Source organism: Actinoplanes sichuanensis (assembly GCF_033097365.1).
Classification (GTDB): domain Bacteria; phylum Actinomycetota; class Actinomycetes; order Mycobacteriales; family Micromonosporaceae; genus Actinoplanes; species Actinoplanes sichuanensis.
This window is the reverse complement of record NZ_AP028461.1, coordinates 10,098,966-10,118,167: the sequence shown is the minus strand read 5'-3', so window position 1 is coordinate 10,118,167 and position 19,202 is coordinate 10,098,966. Positions and strand designations below refer to the sequence as shown.

General features: G+C 69.5%; 21 protein-coding genes. 14 read left to right on the top strand and 7 right to left on the bottom strand.

The window, feature by feature from the left end; all coding sequences use genetic code 11:
* Positions 1-43: 43 nt before the first annotated feature.
* The 7 genes from Q0Z83_RS46500 to Q0Z83_RS46470 all read right to left on the bottom strand — a co-directional run bounded on the left by Q0Z83_RS46500 (position 44) and on the right by Q0Z83_RS46470 (position 5,390).
* Positions 44-697 (bottom strand): SRPBCC family protein, encoded by a 654-nt coding sequence (locus Q0Z83_RS46500; RefSeq protein WP_317789963.1) that lies wholly within the window; start codon positions 695-697, stop codon positions 44-46.
* 81 nt (positions 698-778) lie between these two features.
* Complete coding sequence (locus Q0Z83_RS46495; RefSeq protein WP_317789962.1) at positions 779-1,528, bottom strand: hydrolase; 750 nt, start codon at positions 1,526-1,528, stop codon at positions 779-781.
* Between the two features lie 164 nt (positions 1,529-1,692).
* Positions 1,693-1,938: a carbon storage regulator CsrA gene (gene csrA / locus Q0Z83_RS46490; protein ID WP_093619594.1), complete on the bottom strand. Its 246-nt coding sequence runs from the start codon at positions 1,936-1,938 to the stop codon at positions 1,693-1,695.
* A 94-nt stretch (positions 1,939-2,032) separates the two neighbouring features.
* Complete coding sequence (gene fliW / locus Q0Z83_RS46485; RefSeq protein WP_317789961.1) at positions 2,033-2,431, bottom strand: flagellar assembly protein FliW; 399 nt, start codon at positions 2,429-2,431, stop codon at positions 2,033-2,035.
* Positions 2,432-2,472: 41 nt separating this feature from the next.
* Positions 2,473-3,435 carry a flagellin N-terminal helical domain-containing protein gene (locus tag Q0Z83_RS46480; protein ID WP_317789960.1) on the bottom strand — a complete coding sequence of 321 codons (963 nt, stop codon included), beginning with the start codon at positions 3,433-3,435 and terminating at the stop codon, positions 2,473-2,475.
* A gap of 21 nt (positions 3,436-3,456) precedes the next feature.
* Positions 3,457-4,905 carry a flagellar hook-associated protein FlgK gene (flgK, locus tag Q0Z83_RS46475; RefSeq protein ID WP_317789959.1) on the bottom strand — a complete coding sequence of 483 codons (1,449 nt, stop codon included), beginning with the start codon at positions 4,903-4,905 and terminating at the stop codon, positions 3,457-3,459.
* On the bottom strand, positions 4,905-5,390 hold the full coding sequence (locus tag Q0Z83_RS46470) for a flagellar protein FlgN (protein WP_317789958.1): 486 nt from the start codon (positions 5,388-5,390) through the stop codon (positions 4,905-4,907). The genes flgK and Q0Z83_RS46470 overlap by 1 nt, the downstream gene beginning before the upstream one ends.
* A 247-nt stretch (positions 5,391-5,637) precedes the next feature.
* Here Q0Z83_RS46470 and Q0Z83_RS46465 point away from each other — a divergent pair, with 247 nt between their 5' ends.
* From Q0Z83_RS46465 to Q0Z83_RS46400, 14 genes are all read left to right on the top strand, one after another.
* The gene (locus Q0Z83_RS46465; protein ID WP_317789957.1) at positions 5,638-6,894 is read left to right on the top strand and encodes a flagellin N-terminal helical domain-containing protein; all 1,257 of its coding nucleotides are present in this window, start codon (positions 5,638-5,640) and stop codon (positions 6,892-6,894) included.
* 137 nt (positions 6,895-7,031) lie between these two features.
* Positions 7,032-8,468 carry a flagellar filament capping protein FliD gene (gene fliD, locus Q0Z83_RS46460; RefSeq protein ID WP_317789956.1) on the top strand — a complete coding sequence of 479 codons (1,437 nt, stop codon included), beginning with the start codon at positions 7,032-7,034 and terminating at the stop codon, positions 8,466-8,468.
* Positions 8,469-8,518: 50 nt separating this feature from the next.
* Positions 8,519-8,893 carry a flagellar export chaperone FliS gene (gene fliS / locus Q0Z83_RS46455; RefSeq protein WP_317789954.1) on the top strand — a complete coding sequence of 125 codons (375 nt, stop codon included), beginning with the start codon at positions 8,519-8,521 and terminating at the stop codon, positions 8,891-8,893.
* Positions 8,890-9,228 (top strand): hypothetical protein, encoded by a 339-nt coding sequence (locus tag Q0Z83_RS46450; RefSeq protein ID WP_317789953.1) that lies wholly within the window; start codon positions 8,890-8,892, stop codon positions 9,226-9,228. Before fliS ends, Q0Z83_RS46450 begins: the two co-directional genes overlap by 4 nt.
* A gap of 177 nt (positions 9,229-9,405) precedes the next feature.
* Positions 9,406-9,753: a flagellar basal body rod protein FlgB gene (locus Q0Z83_RS46445; protein ID WP_317789952.1), complete on the top strand. Its 348-nt coding sequence runs from the start codon at positions 9,406-9,408 to the stop codon at positions 9,751-9,753.
* Between the two features lie 2 nt (positions 9,754-9,755).
* Positions 9,756-10,148, top strand: coding sequence for a flagellar basal body rod protein FlgC (locus tag Q0Z83_RS46440; RefSeq protein WP_317789951.1), 393 nt, complete (start codon positions 9,756-9,758; stop codon positions 10,146-10,148).
* The gene (fliE, locus tag Q0Z83_RS46435; RefSeq protein ID WP_317789950.1) at positions 10,145-10,510 is read left to right on the top strand and encodes a flagellar hook-basal body complex protein FliE; all 366 of its coding nucleotides are present in this window, start codon (positions 10,145-10,147) and stop codon (positions 10,508-10,510) included. Before Q0Z83_RS46440 ends, fliE begins: the two co-directional genes overlap by 4 nt.
* Before the next feature lies 1 nt (position 10,511).
* Positions 10,512-12,122: a flagellar basal-body MS-ring/collar protein FliF gene (gene fliF, locus Q0Z83_RS46430; protein ID WP_317789949.1), complete on the top strand. Its 1,611-nt coding sequence runs from the start codon at positions 10,512-10,514 to the stop codon at positions 12,120-12,122.
* Between the two features lie 16 nt (positions 12,123-12,138).
* Complete coding sequence (gene fliG, locus Q0Z83_RS46425) at positions 12,139-13,164, top strand: flagellar motor switch protein FliG (RefSeq protein ID WP_317789948.1); 1,026 nt, start codon at positions 12,139-12,141, stop codon at positions 13,162-13,164.
* Positions 13,148-13,816, top strand: a complete 669-nt coding sequence (locus Q0Z83_RS46420; protein WP_317789946.1) for a FliH/SctL family protein — start codon at positions 13,148-13,150, stop codon at positions 13,814-13,816. Before fliG ends, Q0Z83_RS46420 begins: the two co-directional genes overlap by 17 nt.
* Positions 13,813-15,120 carry a FliI/YscN family ATPase gene (locus tag Q0Z83_RS46415; RefSeq protein WP_317789945.1) on the top strand — a complete coding sequence of 436 codons (1,308 nt, stop codon included), beginning with the start codon at positions 13,813-13,815 and terminating at the stop codon, positions 15,118-15,120. Before Q0Z83_RS46420 ends, Q0Z83_RS46415 begins: the two co-directional genes overlap by 4 nt.
* A gap of 345 nt (positions 15,121-15,465) precedes the next feature.
* Positions 15,466-15,924, top strand: coding sequence for a cell envelope biogenesis protein TolA (locus tag Q0Z83_RS46410; RefSeq protein WP_317789944.1), 459 nt, complete (start codon positions 15,466-15,468; stop codon positions 15,922-15,924).
* Entirely contained in the window at positions 15,921-16,904 is a 984-nt protein-coding gene (locus Q0Z83_RS46405) for a transglycosylase SLT domain-containing protein (protein WP_317789943.1), read from the top strand. The genes Q0Z83_RS46410 and Q0Z83_RS46405 overlap by 4 nt, the downstream gene beginning before the upstream one ends.
* Positions 16,905-16,941: 37 nt before the next feature.
* Entirely contained in the window at positions 16,942-19,188 is a 2,247-nt protein-coding gene (locus Q0Z83_RS46400) for a flagellar hook-length control protein FliK (RefSeq protein WP_317789942.1), read from the top strand.
* The last annotated feature ends 14 nt before the right edge of the window (positions 19,189-19,202 follow it).

Genomic DNA, 19,202 nt, shown 5'->3' with positions numbered 1-19,202 from the left:
GCCCGAGACGCGGTGCGTCCCGGGCCGGTAGAACGAGGGGCGGTCAGCCGCGCTCCTCCTCGTTGATCATGCCGTTGCCCCACATGTCGGCCCCGGCGGTACGGCCACCCATCCGGGCGGTGCCGGCGACGCCGGTGTCCCAGCCGGCGCCCGGGCTCGGCGCCGGGGTGTTCCGGTTGCGGATGCGTGCGGCCACCGCGGCCGGGGACGGGGTGTCCGCGCCGGGGAGCAGTCCGAGCGGCTTGGTGCTGACACCGCCGTGCGGGATCGGTCGGCCGCCGAGCACTCCGCTCTCCACCAGGCCCTTGAACGTGGTCAGGTCGGCCTTGAGGCGGCGGTTCAGCGACTCCTGACCATGCCTGTCGCTCGGCATGAGGAAGGCGATGTCGGCCTCCAGCTGGGCGACGATCTGGGTCTTGGTCTCACCCATCGGACGCAGTGTGATCGTCTCGGCGAGCAGCGGGCCCTCCATGGTCGACCAGGAGACCCGCTCGTCCGGCGACCGCTCGATGATCTGGGCGTCGAACTCGCGCCGCTTACCGTCGACGTCCATGATCCAGTGGGTCTGGTCGGCGCCGATCGACGTCACCTGCCGCACACCTGTCATGAAACGCGGGTAGTTCTCGAACGCCGCGAGCTGCTCGTACACCGTGTGGACCGGCGCACTGACCTCGATAGCCTGCTGAACCATGCTCATCGCAACTCTCCCATGCTGAAGTGCTGGCATCACAGAGAGTACGGAGACGAGTGCTGGTCGTGTTCGGTTTTGCTGTTCTCCTCAGACACGTCGCAGGTACTGCCAACGGCCCACCTCGGCGGCATACCGGGCGTCACTCGCCGGGGCCACCGGGACCGCCGTGTCCAGCAGCATCTGCACCACCCGCGGCGACGGACTGCGCCACGCCTCGCTCACCTCGACCACCGCCCCGGTGGTCCGGCAGGCCGAGGCCAGCTCGCCGATCAGCTCCGGCGTCACGCACGAATCGTCGAGGCCGGCCTGCCCGAGCAGCGCCAGCGGACGGGCGAGCTGCGCCGGGACATACCGGGACGCCCGCTCCAGGCCCTTGACGGCCGCCGCCACCAGCAGCTCGGCCACCTGGCCGGCGGTCAGCAGGCCCATGTCCAGCCGGGTCCGAACCTCGCGCGGGGTGAGCAGCTCGTCGCCGACCGGCAGATCGGACACCGCCACCGAGAGGGCGTCCAGCGGCGCCAGGTCCGGCGGCAGGGCCAGCCAGCCGTCCGGGCGGACCACCTCCACCTCGGCCGCCACCCGCAGGGTCATCTCGGTACGGTGCCGGGCCCGCCGGACCGCGTCGGCGTAGGCCGAGAGCCAGGTGGTGTCCGGCCCGGCCTGGTCGGCGAAGGTCAGCGCGCGCAGACCGGTCTGGTCGGCGGCCGAGACCACCACACCGACGGCGTCCCGTCCGGCCGCGAACCCGGTGTGCACATGCGCGTCCACCGCCAGGTCCAGCGCGCAGGCGGTGCCCACCGCACCGCCACCGATGACTGAGTCCCGCTCTGCGCCCACGCTCGCTCCCCGGCTGAAAGAGGCGGGTTTCTCCCGCCCGATGATGAGAGTGAGGCTCCGACGTTGTCTCCGGGGTCAGTGGCCGGTGCAGGACAGGAGCGTGTGGCGGGCCGGAGACGAAAGAACGCCCGTCGCCGGCGGCGACGGGCGTCACTCGTTGTCCCCTACTGCGCCGTGGTGTCCGGCTTCTCCAACATCTTGGCGAGTGCGTGGACCGCGTCCTCGGTCGGCGAGGCGGCCGCCCGGTTGGCCTCCTGCAGTTCGCGGTAGACCTCCTCGCGGTGTACCTGGACATCCCGCGGGGCCTGGATGCCCAGCCGGATGACATCACCGCGAGCCTCGAGGACCGTGATCACGACGTCGTCGCCGATCATCACACTCTCCCCGGCACGACGCGTCAGAACCAGCATCGGTGCCCCCTCCATCCCTCGTACGGACAGCACCTCGTACGGACAGCAAAGGCGCGGTCGCGACGAAAACGCGACCGCGCCCGCTTCTGGAGGGTCAGAAGTTCCGGTTCATGATCGCCCGGACCGGGTAGCCCGAGCCGGAGAGGACGACCTGCATGGCCCGCATGCTGTCGCGGTCCACCACGATCGGGGCGAGCAGGTTCGCGGTCGTCTCGTTCTCGCCGGCGGTGATGACCGTGAGCAGCAGGAGCCGGTCCGGGTCCTTCGTGTTCAGCGCCGCGAAAACCGCGTTCTCGATCTCCGGGGCGTACTCCGGGAAGAACGGCTCCGGAGGGGCCACCAGGAACCGGAGCTCCGGGTTGTCGATGGACGTGAACGCGTAGAGCAGGCCGTCTTCGTTGAGCCGCACCAGGACGAAATCCCGATGAGACGGGAACCCCGGCATGGGGACCGCCATCGTGATGGTCGGCAGCCCCAGCGACGGGTCGGTCATGGTGGCCTCAATCGGACGGGATGCGGTGCGAGTAGTCATGGTCACCTCAGGAAATCGATGAGCGAGGGCTGGATCACCTTGGCCGTGGCGGCCAAGGCTGCCTGATACGAGGTCTGCTGGAGTTGCAATTCCATGATCGCCTTGGGCAGGTCGACATCCTCGATATCGGACAGCTGCGACGACACGGACATCAAGCGATCCTCTGCGGACTGCTTCATCTGCGTAACCCGATTATATCGGGCGCCTACGTCCGAAAGGGTCGAATTCAGGGTTTCCGCTGCTTTATCGAGATTCTCCAGACCCGTTTTGATGCCTGCGGCATCACCTGTGCGCATTGCGGTGGAAATGGAATCGAGGACCTTGAAGAGCTGGGCCTCGTTCGGAACCGGGTCACCATTCGCATCGACCTGCGGTGTCACCCCGTCGGCCTGCATCATCGCGTCGGTGCCGAACACCTCGGGACCGCGTACATCGACACGGACCTTGGCGTTCGGGCCGATCGACCGATTGGTCTCACCCTCCGCCTCGCCCACATAGGAGCCTGATATCTCGTACGCGTGCGCGTCCGGAGTGAAGCCGCCGAAGACCGGCCGGTTCAGGTACTTCGTGTTCGCGAACTGGACGACGAGACCCTTGATCTGGTCGAGCTCGTCGGCACGGGCCTTGTTCGCCTGCGGGGTGCTGCCACCACCGGCGTTCAACCCCTCCAGGGTCAGCGTGCGGACCCGCTGGACCTGGTCGTACACGCTCTGCAGGGTGTCCTGCACGGTGCCGAGCCGGCCCATCGCGTCGTCGGCGTTGGCCGAGTACTTCTTGTTCTCCCGGACCTCGCCGCGCAACTGGAGCGCGGTGACCGTGCCGGTCGGCGAGTCCGACGGGCGGTGCAGGAGCTTGCCGCTGGAGATCTGGTCCTGCGCGGTCTGGGTCCGGTTCAGGTTCCGCTGGAGGCTCGCCATCGTCCGGGTGCGGACCGAGCTTTCGGTTACTCGCGGGCTGCTGCTCATGAACGGTGTTCCCCCTGCCTGTTACCTGCCGACCAGACCGGTGCGGTTGATCAGCTGATCGAGCATCGAGTCGATCGTGGTCAGTACGCGTGACGCCGCCTCGTAACCGCGCTGGTAGGTGAGGAGGTTTGTCATCTCCTCGTCGAGGTTCACCCCGGACTCGGCGTCCCGGGCCGCGTCGACCTGGTCGGTCACCGCGTTCTGGATGTCCCGCCGACGGATCGAGGACTGCGACGCCACACCGAGGTCACCGATCAGCGACTGATAGGTCGCATCCGCACCGACTCGCGAAGTGGCCAGATCGGACACCTCGTCGGCCACCGAGCCGTTCAGCACGCGGGTCGCCGTGCCGACACCCAGCGGATCACCGGACGACACCGCCACCTTGTCCACATTGTTGATCAGGGTGGTGTTGACCCGGATGTTCGAGGCCGTGATGGTCAGATCGGCCGGATCGTTGCGCACGAACACGTCGAGGCCGGTGGTTCCGTCCACTCCGTACCCCGCACGATGTGCGTTGTTGACGTTCGACGCCAGGGTGGAGGCGACCGCGTTCAACCGCTGCGAGATCTCGCGCAGGGTGCCGTCCTTGTCCAGCAACTCCATCTGGGCGCCCATGCTGCCGCCCGCCGCGACCGTGCCGTTGGTGTCCTTCCAGCGCAGGTTCACCTCGACGTCGGGCAGGTCCTGCAGCTTCTGCGCGCTGCCCGGTTCGACCCAGATCTCCCGGGCGTTGAACTCGCTGACCAGCTGGGCACTGCCGACGTACACACTCATCGCGCCGTTCGGCAGCTCGGTCGCGGTCGCGCCGATCAGCTCGGACAGCTTCAGCATCTGCTGGCCCCGTTGGTCCTGTAGCTCGTTGGCCTGCAGGCCGGCCTGGGTGGCGATCACGATCTCGTGGTTCAGTCTGGCGATCGCGTCGGCCGCCTTATTGACCTCACCGGTGTACGTGTCGAGGCCGGCCCGGGTCGACTTGTACTGGTTGTCCAGCGCGGCGGCCGCGTCGTTGAGCGACGACGCGACGGTCACCGACTGTTCCAGCATCGCCGACTTCGGCGCCTGCTTGTCCGGGTTCGCGGAGATCGCGTTCCAGCCGTCCCACATGTCCTGCAGGCGGGCCTGCAACGCGGTGTCGCTGGGCTCGCCGAAGACGTCCTCGATCAGCGTGTAGGCACCGGCCCGCTCGTTGTGGTACGACGAGTTCGCGTGCTCGGTGTAACTGCGCTGGTCGAGCGCCGAGTTGCGGAGCCGCTCCACCGAGCTGACCGTGACGCCGTTGCCGACCGCGGACGTGGTGGAGTAGATGCCCGGCACCAGGTTCGCGTTCTGCGCGTGCATCACCACACGCTGACGGGTGTACCCCTCGGTGCTGGCGTTCGCGATGTTCTGGCCCGTGACGTCCAGGCCCCGGCGCTGCGCGTAGAGAGACGTGAGCGCCGTGTTGAGTCCACTGAATGTGCTGCCCATCAGATCGCCTCATCAACCAGGGTGGGGCGCCGCACGGCGCCGCTGACGGTCTGGCCCTGCGGTCCGTACGTTTCCACAGTCTCGGCGAACGCGAGCATGGTTTCGCGAGCCGCGCGCTGACCCGCAGTGAGCAGGTCACGGTTGACGTCGGCCAGGGCCCGGATCTCCGACGTCAGCATCAGGAAGGCCTTGCGGTGCTGGTGGAGAAGCTCCGACCAGGGGTCCGGGGCGGCGTCGGCGAGCTCGCCGAGCGAGGCGTCCGGAGACAGGCCGAGCTCCACGGCGACGTCCTGCGAGTACGCCGCACGGATCACCTCGGTCTGCCGGATCTGATCCAGGACCACTTCCACCTCACGGGTGGCGTGGCTGAGCCATCGGGACCGGTTGGACGCGAGGAGCAGCTGCTCCTCCTCAAGCTTGAACAGCAGCATCTCCAGCAGCTCACGTGAGCGCCAGAGGACACTGGCCAGGTCGGTCAGGCTCACCCGGTCCTCCGTCGTATGGCTGGTCGGGCCTACCCCCTCGGCGGACCCGCTCATTCGGACAGGTCGGCACATCCGCCGTGCCGCTGAGCGCTTTCTCCCGATCGGTACTTCTCCGGTTCGCCCGAAAAGCCCGAAAAAATCTCAGAGAATGCTCATGGCCTCTCGGCGACCCGCCGATGGGAAGTGGCGTAACACCACGGCTCATGGACGGGCCGGCTCAAGACCCCACTCAAGGAGGAATCACCCAATGGGTCTTCGCATCAATCAGAACATCGCCGCGCAGAACGCCTACCGGAACCTTTCGGTCACCGACAACCAGATGTCGAAGTCGCTCGAGAAGCTCTCCAGCGGTTTCCGCATCAACCGGGCGGCGGACGACGCGGCAGGTCTCTCGATCTCCGAGGGCCTGCGCGCGCAGACCGGCGGTCTCAAGGTCGCGGTTCGCAACGCGCAGGACGCGATCAGCGTCGTGCAGACCTCCGAGGGTGCGCTCAACGAGGTCACCAGCATGCTCCAGCGCATGCGTGACCTGTCGGTGCAGGCCAACAACGCCTCTCTCGACGACAGTGCCAAGAAGGCCGCCAACGCCGAGTTCTCGCAGCTCGCCTCGGAGATCGACCGGGTCAGCGAGACCACCTCGTTCGGCAAGTCGAAGCTGCTCGACGGCTCCTTCGGCATGGTGTCGAAGGCGGAGTCCACCCAGACGGGTACCGCGGCCGCCGTCGGCCCGCCGGCCACGCTGGCCACATCCGGCATTGCCAACGCCGTCGCCGGGGGCACCACGAGTTCCACGACCATGACTCTCGACGTCACCGGAAAGGACGGCACCGCGACGACGCTCAATCTCGCGGACGTCTCCCTGGTGGACTCGAAGGGCAAAGCACTCAGCCCGCAGGCGGTCGCTTCGAAGCTCAACAGCTCCATCGCCACGGCCATCAAGGACGCGGGTCTCGACCTCACTGTGGAGGTCACGGCTGAGTTCAACGACTCGACCGGTGACACCAAGTTCACGGCCGCCGGCACAGCCGGCTTCACGCTCACCGCGGGCGCCCTCAACATCGGCGGCGCCGCCACGGACGCGACGAGCACGACGCCGGGCGCCTTCCAGATCGGTGCCAACGCCGGTGAGACCCTGAGCGTCGGGCTCGGCAAGGTCGACTCGAAGACGCTGGGTCTGAGCAACCTGGATCTGACCAAGACCGCCGCGAGCAACGGCGGCAAGACGGGCGCCGCCGAAGCGATCGAGGCGCTCGACGTCGCGATCCAGTCGGTCTCCGACACCCGGGCCAAGCTGGGTGCTCACCAGAACCGCTTCGAGCACACCATCAACAACCTGAACGTCGCCGTCGAGAACCTGTCGGCGTCGGAGTCGCGGATCCGGGACACCGACATGGCGCAGGAGATGGTGTCGTTCACCCGCAACCAGATCCTCACCCAGGCCGGTACCTCGATGCTGTCGCAGGCCAACCAGGCCTCGCAGAACGTGCTGTCGCTGCTCCGCTGACGCACCGGCCGGCAACCCGATAACCACCGACGACAACTGAATCCGGTCCGCGAACGGCCGAACAGTGGGGGTAGCCCGGCACGCCCAGCCGGCTACCCCCACTCCGCTCTCGTCCTCGGCAGGAAAGGCAGGCTCCCGTGACCAGCTCCGTTGACGGCCTCGTCAGTGGTCTCAGCACCTCCTCGATGATCAGCCAGATGATGCAGGTCGAGGCGGCCGGCCAGACCAAGCTGAAGACCAAGGTCGAGACCGCGGAGACCGCGATCAGCTCGTACCAGTCGGTCAACACCAAGCTCAAGGCGACCAAGGCGGCCGCCGAGGGGATGGGCTCGCTGAGTTCCTGGCGCGCCATGAAGGCCACCTCCAGCTCGACGAGCGTCACCGCGACCGCCACCGGCGGCCTCTCCGGCATGACCGGCAACCTGAAGTTCGACGTCACCTCGGTGGCCCGCTCGCAGACCACCATCCTCGAGGTCGCCGACACCACCGCCGAGCAGGCCGTACCCGCGACGATCAAGATCCAGCCCGGCACATGGAGCCCGGACGCCGACAACGACGGCGTCGACGAGTTCACCGCGGTCGGCGCCGAGGTCGAGGTCACCATTCCGGAGCCCCGGACGATGGCCAAGCTGACCGCGGCGGTCAACTCGGCGACCGATGCGAACGGCGCCACCCTCGGCCTTCGCGCCTACACCGTGAACACCTCCGGCAACGAGGGTGTCGTGCAGTTCAGCGGGATGAAGAGCGGCGCGGCCAACGGCTTCAAGATCAATGGCCTGGAGGGGTACGGCAAGAGCGGCGCCGACCCGAAGACGACCTCCGCCAAGGACGCGGTGCTGACCGTCAACCCGGGTAGCAACTCCGAGTACCAGGTCACCAGCACGACGAACACGTTCAGCACGCTGATGCCGGGTGTGACGATCTCGGTCACCAAGGAGGAGCAGAACGTCGTCGTCGACTCGACCGCCGACTCGAGCGCGATCGCCGACAAGATCAAGGCGATGGTGACCGCGGCCAACGAGGCGCTCACCGAGATCGCGACGCAGACCAAGTACGACCCGGAGACGAAGAAGGCCTCCCCGCTCACCGGTGACTTCACGATCCGGCAGATGAACCAGGCCATGCTCGGCGTGGTCAGCAACGGTCTGTCGTTCACCCGGGAACTGAGCACCGACGCGGACAATGACGGCAAGCCCGACACCACCACTGTGGACTTCGGCTCGCTCAAGCAGCTCGGCATCACCCTCAGCAAGGACGGCACCCAGTTCGCCTTCGACTCGGGTGCGTTCGCCGAGTCGTACGCCAAGGACCCGACCGCCATCCAGGAGGCCGGCATGGCCTTCGGCTCCCAGCTGCGCTCCCTCGCCGACACCCAGGCGAATGCGGTCACCAACGTCATCACCGGCCGGAAGACCGAGATCAAGTCGCTCAACGACCAGATCGACAACTGGGACGTCCGGCTGGCCACCCGCCGCCAGGCGCTACAGCGGCAGTACGCGGCGCTGGAGACCTCCCTGGGCAACCTGAAGAACCAGTCGAGCTGGCTCTCCGGACAGCTGGCCGGTCTCGGCTGACGACCCTCGACCACGGACTCCAGCCGACCGCCCCTGACCGAGGGAGACTCATGAGCGCGCCCCACCTCCGCGACCGCTACCTGCAGGATTCGATCAACACGGCCTCGCCCGCCAGACTGCTGATCATGCTGTACGACCGTCTGATCCTCGATCTCATGCACGGCGAGGAGGCGTTCCGCAACGACGACCGGGTACTGGCCAACGAGAAGATCACGCACGCCCAGGAGATCGTCCTGGAGCTGCGGGTCACCCTCGACCTGGAAGCCTGGGACGGAGCACCCGGTCTGGCCAGTCTGTACGGTTTCGTACTCACCGAGCTGATCGGGGCGAACATCCAGCGCGACGCCGATCGGGTGGCCGGCTGCCGGGCCCTGCTGGAACCGCTGCGCGACGCGTGGCGCGACGCCGCCTCGGCCTCGACATGAGCACCTCGACGTCGAACGCGGTGGACTGGCGGTCCGCCTGGACGGCGGCGCTCGACGATCTCGAGATGGACGTGCTCGCGGTCGAGACCATGCTGGCCGACGAGCGCCGAATCGCCGAGACCCCGCCGTCGAACATGTGGCGCCCGCCGACCGAGCTGGGTGCGCTGCCGCTGGAGCTCAAGCCGCGCGCCGACGAGATCCTGACCCGGCAGTTGGCCGCGGCCGAGGAGATCGCCAGGCGGCTCACGGCGAACCGTCAGCAGATGGCGATGACGTCGCGGATCGAGACCGGCGAGGCGGTCAAACGCCCGGTATATCTGGATTGCGCCATGTAATGCGATGACCTCAAGGTCCCGGACCCCACGCGGGGTCCGGGATCTTTTCGTGTGCAACCTTCCGGCAACCGCTTGGGACTCAGCGGATCGGCGAGCACGCCGAACTGCAGGGTACGAGCACGGATCGCTCAACCGAAAAGCCAAGGACGGGCTACCTCGAACGACTGAGGAGCAACCTTGTTCGACGACCGCTCATCGGCATCATTGCGCGTCGCCGTCGCCGGCCTGGCGGCCCGGCAGCAGGCCATCGCCAACAACATCGCCAACATCGAGACCCCCGGTTACCGGGCACGTAAGGTCAAGTTCGAGGAGGCGCTGCAGAGCGCCGTCGCCCGCGGCGATTCACCGGCCGGGGTGTCCCCGAGTGTGCTGACGTCGCTGGAGCCGACCCGGCTCAACGGCAACAACGTCAACCTCGACGAGGAGACGCTGTCGCACATCGACACCACGATGCGCTATCAGCTCGCCATCCGAGCACTCGACGGCAAGTACAGCCTGCTGCGCGAAGCCATCAAGGGGGCCTGACGATGAGTACCTTCAACGCCATCGGGATCGCGGGTAGCGGCGTCACCGTCTACCGGAAGTGGCTGGACGCCGCGGCGGACAACCTCGCGAACATCAACACCACCACCCGGACCAGCGAGAACGCCTTCCAGGCCCGGTACGTCGCGGCTCGCGCCGCGCAGGACGGCAACGGCGCCGAGGTCGCCGGCGTCCACTTCGGCAGTGCCGAGGGCATCCTGGCGTACGAGCCGGAGAACCCCCTCGCCGACGCCGAGGGTTACGTCCGCCGCCCGGACATCGACATGGGCAACCAGATGGCCCAGCTGATGATGGCCCAGCGTTCCTACCAGGCGAACCTCGCCGTGGTGGACCGGGCCCGTGACTCGTACACCGCCGCGATCAACCTCGGGAAGTGATCCTCTTGACCTCACCGATCAGCCCCATCGGCGGCTTCTCCGCCATCGGCGGACTCAGCGACCGCGGTGTCGGTCTCGGCGGCCTCAACGGTCTCGGCGGCATGCTCGGTTCGTCCGAGCCGCAGGCGCCGCAGGGCCCGAACGCCGACTTCGCCGGGATGCTCGCCAAGGGCATCGAGAACGTTCAGGCATCCCAGACCAAGGCCGCCGACCTGGCCGTCCAGGTCGCCGACGGCCGGCTGGCCGATCCGGCGCAGTACACCATGGCATCCACCGAGGCCGCCCTCGGGCTCCAGCTCACCATGGCGATCCGGAACAAGGCCGTCGAGGCCTTCCAGGAGATCATGAGGATGCAGGCCTGACATGACCGACCGCCTTCCCGCTCCGGTACGCCGCATCACGGACACCTTCAAGTCCTTCACGCCGGGACAGAAGGCTGTCACCGTTTTCGCGGTTCTCGCGCTCGCCGTCGGCGGCTACTTCTTCGCCACCTGGGCGGCGAAGCCGTCGTATCAGATCCTCTTCAACAATCTGTCCACCAAGGACGCCAGCGCGATCGTCGAGTCGTTGCAGAAATCCGGCACCCAGTACGAACTGGCGAACGACGGCCAGACCATCCTGGTACCGGGCGAGCAGGTGAACGAGCTCCGCCTCCAGCTCTCCGGTGAGGGCCTGCCCAACGACGAGGGCACCGGCTACTCGCTGCTGGACCAGCAGGGCATCACCACCAGCGACTTCATGCAGCACGCCAACTACCAGCGGGCACTCGAAGGCGAACTGGCCAACACCATCAAGTCGATCGACGGCGTCGAGGCGGCGACCGTCCACCTGGTGATGCCGAAGGAGGACATCTTCACCGAGGACCAGTCCAAGCCGACCGCTTCGGTACTGGTCGCCTCGAAGGCGAACAATCCGCTCAATCAGCAGCAGGTGCAGTCGATCGTGCACCTGGTCGCGTCGAGCGTCGAGGGCCTGGACCCCACCCAGGTCACGGTCGCCGGTTCGGACGGGCGGATGCTCTCCACCGGAGGCGGCAACTCCATCGGCGCCACCGGCGGCGACGGCGGGACCGAGCAGCAGACCGTGGCGTTCCAGAACCGTCTGAACAGCTCACTCCAGCGGATGCTGGACAACCTGGTCGGCCCCGGCCACTCGGTGGTCACCACCAACCCGATCCTGGACTTCGACTCCACCGAGACGCGGAGCAAGAAGTACAGCACCGACCCGTCCATGCCGGCCGAGTCGGAGAACCTCAAGAGCGAGACCTACTCCGGCACCGGCACCGGCAACGGCGGTGTGCTGGGACCGGACAACATCCAGGTGCCCAACGGCGTCGGCTCCGGGCAGTACCAGCAGAAGGACGAGACGCGTACCCGTCGGTTCAACGAGGTCGAAGAGGTACGCCGCAACGCGCCGGGCAGCATCGAGCGGCTCAACGTCTCGGTCCTGCTGGACAGCACGGTGGCCGGCACGATCAAGCCCGCCGACGTACAGCAGCTGCTGAGCGCCGCGGCCGGTATCGACCCGAACCGGGGTGACACGATCGCGGTCGCCTCGATGCCGTTCGACAACACCCAGGCCCAGGCGGCGAAGGACGAGCTCGCCGCGGTGGCCGCCGCCGAGAAGTCGGCCAAACAGACCAAACTGATCCAGACCGGCGCCCTGCTGTTCGTGGTGCTGATGCTGATCCTGCTGGCCTGGCGGGCCAACCGCCGCGCCAAGAAGCGGCAGCAGCAGCTCACCGCGGAGGAGCGACGGCACCTGGAGGAGATGCAGGCGGCGCTGGAGGCTCAGCGCGCGGCTGAGATCGACGTCACCACCGCGCACATGCTGGAGCTTCCGGAACTCGCCGATAAGACGGACGAAGCGCGGGAGGAGCGTCATCGTGAGATCGAGGACCTGGTCCGGGAGAAGCCGGACGAGACGGCGTCCCTGATCCGCAGCTGGATCTCGGCCGACGAGAGCAACCGCTGAACCACAGGAGCAACAGTTGACTACACCGGCGCTCAGCACGCTCTCCATGACCGGAGTGCGCAAGGCCGCGATCATGCTCGTCCAGTTCGGCCGGGAACATGCGGCGTCGGTCATGGCGAACATGACCGACAAAGAGGTCGAGATGGTGTCCGCCGAGGTGGCTCGGCTGGGCAAGCTCGACCCCGTCCAGGTCGACGACGTGATGGACGAGTTCTACGCCATGGCCACCACCCGATACGCCGGGTCGGGTGGCATGGACTACGCCAGGGAGCTGCTGGAGGCGTCGCTCGGCAAGGAGCGGGCTGCGCTGATCCTGGAGCGGCTCGAAGCGTCGATGAACGACATCCCGTTCAACTTCCTGAGTCACGCCGACCCCCGACAGCTGCTCTCCTACGTCCAGTACGAGCACCCACAGACCATCGCCCTGGTGTTGGCCCACATCCCGTCCGGGTTGGCCTCGTCGATCCTGGCCGGCCTGCCGCTGGAGGTGCAGACCGAGGTCGCGCACCGCATCGCGATCATGGACCGCACCTCGCCGGACATCATCCGCCAGGTGGAGAGCGCCCTGCAGCGCAAGCTGTCCAGCGTGCTCCAGCCGGACGAGCTCTCCACGGTCGGTGGCCTGCAGCCGCTGGTCGACATCATCAACCGGGCCGACCGCACCACCGAGCGGCTCATCCTGGAGGCCCTCGACGCGCGCAGCCCGGAGCTGGCCGAGGAGATCCGCCGCCGGATGTTCATGTTCGAGGACATCGTGAACCTCGAGGACCGCGCGGTACAGCTGATCCTGCGCCAGGTGGAGCCGGCCGATCTGGCCACCGCCCTCAAGGGTGTGCCGGAGTCGGTCCGCGACAAGGTCACCAAGAACCTCTCCGAGCGCGGCCGGGAGAACCTGCTGGAGGAGATGGACCTGCTCGGCCCGGTCAAGGTCAAGATGGTCGAGGAGTCCCAGGCCAAGATCGTCAGTGTCATCCGTACCCTGGAGGACTCCGGCCAGATCGAGATCCAGCGTGGTGGCGAGGCCGATGAGCTCATCGCCTGACCGGGTGCTGCGCGGGGTGGCGGCCGAGAACCTGGCCGCCGCGCGCTTCGGTATCGACCTTCGCCACGAGACGCCGGTCGACGAGGAGGTCGTCGAGCGGGCCCGCCGGCAGGCCCGGACCACCGGGTACGCCGAAGGCTGGGCCCAGGGCAAACGCGACGCGGCAGCCGCCAACGAGGCTGCCGCGGCACGGGCCGTGCTCGCTGAGGAGGCGTACGAGCAGCGCCGCGCCACCGCTCTGGCCAGCGCCGTGAACGCCCTCGGCCGTGCGGTGACCGGCCTGGAGGACCAGCTGATGCCGACCTTCACCGAGTTGCAGGAGGTCGTCCTGGCCACCGCCTGGGAACTGGCCGAGGCCATCATCGGCCGGCACCTTCAGGACGACCCGCAACGAGGTGCCGACGCCCTGCGCCGGGCGATGACCGCCGCCCCGGAGCACGGCGACGTGGTCGTCAGCATGCATCCGGACGACTTCCGCAATCTCGTCGGCGAGAGCTCCGGCGAGGACTTCGAGTTCTCCGGCCGCCGCATCACGCTGCGCCCCGATCCGCGGCTCCAGCCGGGCGACGCGGTCGCCGAGACCGGCACCGCGACCGTCGACGCCACCCTCGCCGCGGCGGTGGCCCGGGCCCGCGAGGCGCTGCGGTTGTGACCGACCTCTTCCAGCACCGCATCCAGAGTGCGATCGAGGCAGCCCGTCCGCTGGTGAGCGGACGGGTCACCGGCGCGGTCGGCCTGCGCGTGACGGTCAGCGGGTTGGAGGCCAACGTCGGTGATCTGCTGCGCATCGGCGTCGGCGGGGATCAGGTGCTGGCCGAGGTGGCCGCCCTCGACGGCGAGCGGCTCTCCTGCATGCCGCTCGGCCCGATCGCCGGGATCGGCGCCGGTACCCCGGCCTTCAGCACCGGCGGACCCCTGCGCATCGCGGTCGGCCCGGACCTGCGCGGCCGCATCCTGGACGGGCTGGGCCGCCCGATGGACGGTGGGCCGCCACTGCGTGGTGCCCTGGTGCCGATCGACGCGGCGCCGCCGTCGGCGATGGAACGGCAACTGGTCGGCGCGCAGATGTCCCTCGGGGTACGGGTACTCGACACCCTCGTCCCGTGCGGAAAGGGCCAGCGCATCGGCATCTTCGCCGGTTCCGGAGTGGGCAAGTCGACCCTGATGAGCCAGATCACCCGGGGCACCGCGGCCGAGTTGAACGTGGTCGCCCTGGTCGGCGAACGCGGTCGGGAGGTGCGCGAGTTCATCGAGCACGACCTCGGGCCGGAAGGGCTGGCCCGGTCGGTGCTGGTGATCGCCACGTCGGACACCCCGCCGCTGGTCCGCCTGCGGGCCGGGGCGGTGGCCACCCGGATCGCCGAGTACTACCGGGACGAGGGTGCGGACGTGCTGCTGATGATGGACAGCGTGACCCGTGCGGCGATGGCGCAGCGTGAGGTCGGGCTGTCGGTCGGCGAACCACCCGCCACCCGCGGTTATCCGCCGTCGGTCTTCGCGATGCTCGCCTCCCTGCTGGAACGGGCCGGGCCGGGCGCACGGGGCAGCATCACCGGCCTCTACACGGTCCTGGTCGAGGGCGACGACCACAACGAGCCGATCGCCGACGCGGCCCGTTCGATCCTGGACGGGCACATCGTGCTGGACCGCAAACTGGCCACCGCCGGGCATTTCCCGGCCATCCAGGCTCTCGACTCGATCTCCCGGGTCGCCAACAAGATCACCGACCAGCAGCAGCGGTCCGACGCCACCGAGTTGCGCCGTCTGATGGCCGCGCACCGCGAGGTTCGTGAGCTCGTCGAGATCGGCGCCTACGTGCCCGGGACGAACCACGACGCCGACCGGGCCAACGCGTCCTGGGCGCAGATCAGCGCCTTCCTCCGGCAGGATCTCGACGACCGCACCACGGCCGAGTCGGCCTGGGCCGCCCTGCGCGCGCTGATCGCCACCACCTGAGCCCCACCCGGCCACCGGATCAGCCCGGCGGTCGCGTTTCGGTCTCGGCCTTCGCAAACCTCGCGCGGCGCCGGCGGGGCGGTCCGGTCTGCGGTTGTCGGCTTTTCCGGGCGTACGAGATGAGGGTTGTCCTCCGCGCAACGCGAACCGTGACCCACCGCGCATCGTGCCCAGTGACCGCGTTCGCGGGCGAAGGCCGCAGGCCGTACCGAAGCGCAGCGAACGGTGGCCTTGAGGGATGCGGTGTTTGCAGGTCAGTAGCGAAGTCGGTGCAGGGGCTCAGCGGATCGGCAGGCGGACCGAAGCGGCTATGTGAGGGCCACCGGCCCCGCTAGGAGGCCAACGTTGAACCGTCTGTTCCGACTGGCGCCCGTGCTGCGCGCTCGCAAGGCCCAGGAGGATGCCGCCCGTGGCGCCGTCGTCCAGTCCCGCGCCGAGATCCGTGACGCCGAGGCGCTGGTCAAGCGTCGCAAGTTGGACCTCGTCGGCTCGGACGCGCCGAGCGAGGGGTCCGCCCGGGCCATGGTGGCCGCGCTCGTCGCCCGGCAGTCGCTGGCCGCCGGGCTGTTCGACGCGCAGCGGATGGTGACCAGCGCCGAGCAGATCGAGCAGGAGAAGCTGGCCGCCCTCGCCGACGCCGCCAAGCGCCGCCGAGCGGTGGAGCTGATGTCCGAGCGCCACGCCGCGACCGTCAAAGCCCACGACCTACGAACCGATCAGGCCGCCCTCGACGAACTCGCCGTCACCGCCAAGGCGCGGAACGCCGCCGGAACCGTCAACGACCCGAACCGGAGCGAAGCATGATGTTGGGTGTCAACGGAGTCCTCAACCGCGTCGCCGAACTGCAGGACCAGCTCGGTCTGAACCCGGCGCCGCAGACCGTCGGCGGAACGTCCGGCGCCAAGTTCGCCTCGGCCCTCGCCGGCGCCACCGGCGCGACCGGCGGTGCGCTCGCCACGTCCGGCCCGACCGGCGGCGACGTCGTCGAGGCGGCCAAGAGATATCTGGGTACGCCGTACGTCTTCGGCGGCGACGACCCGGCCAAGGGGCTGGACTGCTCGGCCCTGGTCCAGCGGGCCTACCGCGACCTCGGCGTCGAGCTGCCGCGCAACTCCTGGCAGCAGGCCAAGGCCGGCCGCCCGGTGGCGAGCATGGCCGACGCCAAGCCCGGCGACATCCTGGCGTTCAACTCGCCCGTCGACCACGTGGCGATCTACCTGGGCGACAACAAGATGATCGCGGCCCCGAAACCCGGCGACCGCGTCAAGATCCAGAGTGTGTACGAGACGCCCAGCGCCATCCGCCGGGTCCTCGACACCGTCCCGACCGCCGCCGTGCAGGACATGTCGTCGCTGCGCCCGGCCGGTCTGCGGGCCGCGGCCACCGGCGGCGGGCTCGGCGGTGTGCCGTACGCGACGCTGTTCGAGCAGGCCGGCGCCAAGCACGGGGTGTCGCCGAAGCTGCTCGCCGCGGTCGCCAAGGTCGAGTCCGGCTACAACCCGAAGGCGGTCAGCAAGGCCGGCGCCCAGGGCATGATGCAGCTGATGCCGGCGACCGCACGCGGCCTCGGAGTCGACGACCCGTTCGACCCGACCCAGGCCGTCAACGGCGCGGCCAAGCTGCTCGCCCAGCATCTGCGCGAGTTCAAGTCGGTGCCGCTGGCACTGGCCGCCTACAACGCCGGGGGCGGGGCCGTGCACAAGTACGACGGCATCCCGCCGTCCGCCGAGACCCAGGCCTACGTCCCGAAGGTGCAGAAGGCCCTCGCCGCGCTCGGCGGCTGACCAGCCCCCGATCCGACACCCACCAGCAGGGAGACGCATGACCATGCCGAGTTCAGTGACGGGTCCCGACCGCCGGCCGGGCGCCGACGGGACCAGACGAGCGGGCGGGCGGCGTGAGGAGGGCGGGCCGGAGTTCGGGTCGGCGCTCTCGGCCGAGATGAGCCGTCCCGGTGACGAGGACGAACGAGCGGCCGGCCGGCCGGCGGGCAAGCGCGACTCCCCCGCCACCGACGCTTCACAGGCGGCGGCCCGGTTCGCGGCGGACCGGGCGGCGATGTCACGGGCGGCCGCCTCCCGGACGGCTGATGCGCACGCCGTGGGCGAGCGGGCCGCTTTCACCGCGAGCTCGGCTTCGGGCCGGCAGGCGGCGCGCACGACCGACGGACGCGAAGCGGCACAGCGGGCCGCGACCTCACGGGCCACCGACGGGCGCGAGGCGGCGCAGCGGGCCGCGACCTCACGAACGACCGACGGACGCGAAGCGGCACAGCGGGCCGCGACCTCACGGGCCGCCGACGGGCGGGAAGCGGTGCAGCGTGCGGCCGCTCGGACGGTCGCCGGGCGAGCCGCGGCCGGACGGGACGCCGCCGAGCGGGCCGGTGCGGAACGGGCCGATGCCCGGGCGGCCACCGAGCGGGCCTCGGAGCGGCGGGCCGCCACGGGACGTGACGCGAAGCGGGTCCCGGACAAGGCGGTCGTCGCCCGGACGCCCGTCGACCGACCGGCCACGGAGCGGGCGGCCGACCGGTCCGCCGACGACCGGGTGGCCGGGCAGTCCAGCGCGCCGGTTCGGGCCGGTGCGACCGGCACCCGGGATGCGGCACGTGCTGAAGCGCAGGCTTCGGCGCGCGCGGACGCCCGAGCCGACCAGGCCACGGCCGGCGAGGTCGAGGAGACCACCGTGGCCGGCACTGAGGCTCCCGTCGAAACCGATGCGCCCGAGGAGACTGCCGAGAAGACGGTCGACGGCACCGTGATGGCCCTGGCCACCGGCACGATGGCGGGCATACCACCGACCGTCGCGGCCGAGACCGGCACGACCGGAGACCCCGCAACGGCCGGTGACTCGGCGACGGCGGTCACCGGTGTGGCACCACAGGCCGCGACCGGAACGACCATGACGGCCACCGGCCCGGGCGCGACCGCACCGGTCGGCACCGCGGCCACCACCACGGACACCGGGGCGCAGGCCACTCAGACCGGCCCGAACCCGACGGTCGACACCGCGGCGGCTGCCGGTGCCGGCACCGGTGCCGCGGCTGCTACCACCAGCGGTGGGCCCGTCGCCACCGGAACGGTTGGGCAGGGCGCCGACGGCGCGATCGGCGCGGGGACTGTCCCCGCCGGTCAGACCACTGCTTCGGGTTCGGCCGGCACCGGATCGGCTGGAGTGGGGGCGGCTCCGGGCGTACCCACCGGGGCTGGATCTCCGATGGATCCGGCCGCGTCCGCCGCGACGGCCACCGTGACCGAGGCGGCGGCCGCGCCACGCCCGGAGGGCCTGCGTGCGTCGGCCTCGGCCGCCGCGACGGCGCCGGCCGAGAACACCACCGGAACCGCCGTCGCCGACCAGGCGCCGGCCGGCGAGGCGGCACCGAACACCGGCGGCCAGGACGGCGGCGGGCCGGGCGACGGGTCCGGTCAAAACGGCGGAGATGGTACGGCCGGCACGTTAACCGGCACCGACCGAACCACCGCCGAACCCTCGACCGGCGGATTCCCGCAGGTGGGAGCAGCAGCCGAGACCGCCGGACCGGCCGCACCGGCCACCGCCGGGGTGACCGGGTCGACCGGCCCGCAGGCAGCCGCTCCGGCCGCGCCCACCGCCGAAACGCAACCGGCCGCACCGCAGGCTCCGACCAACCCGGCACCCGCGGCGGCACAGGTGGCCACCCGCCTCATCCCGCTCCGGTTGGACGCCGACGGTGTGCACCGGCTGACCATCAACCTGCACCCGGCCGATCTGGGACCGGTGCAGGTGGTGGCGGAGATCCGCAACGGCGACATCACCGTGCAACTGTCCGGCGGGACCGAGGCGGGCACCGAGGCGCTCCGGTCGTCGCTCGACGATCTGCGGCGTGAGCTGGAGAACTCCGGGTTCGGGAACTGCACGCTCGACCTGCGGCAGGGCAATGCGCAACAGCAGGCGCGGCAGCAGTTCGCCGAGACTCTGAACCGGCGGACCGACACGCCGCGCGGTGGCCCGGACGTCGGGGCCGAGCCCGCCCCGGTGTCCACCCGTCGGGTGGACCCGAGCTCGGGACGGCTGGACGTGCAGGCCTGACCGCGAACCGGCGC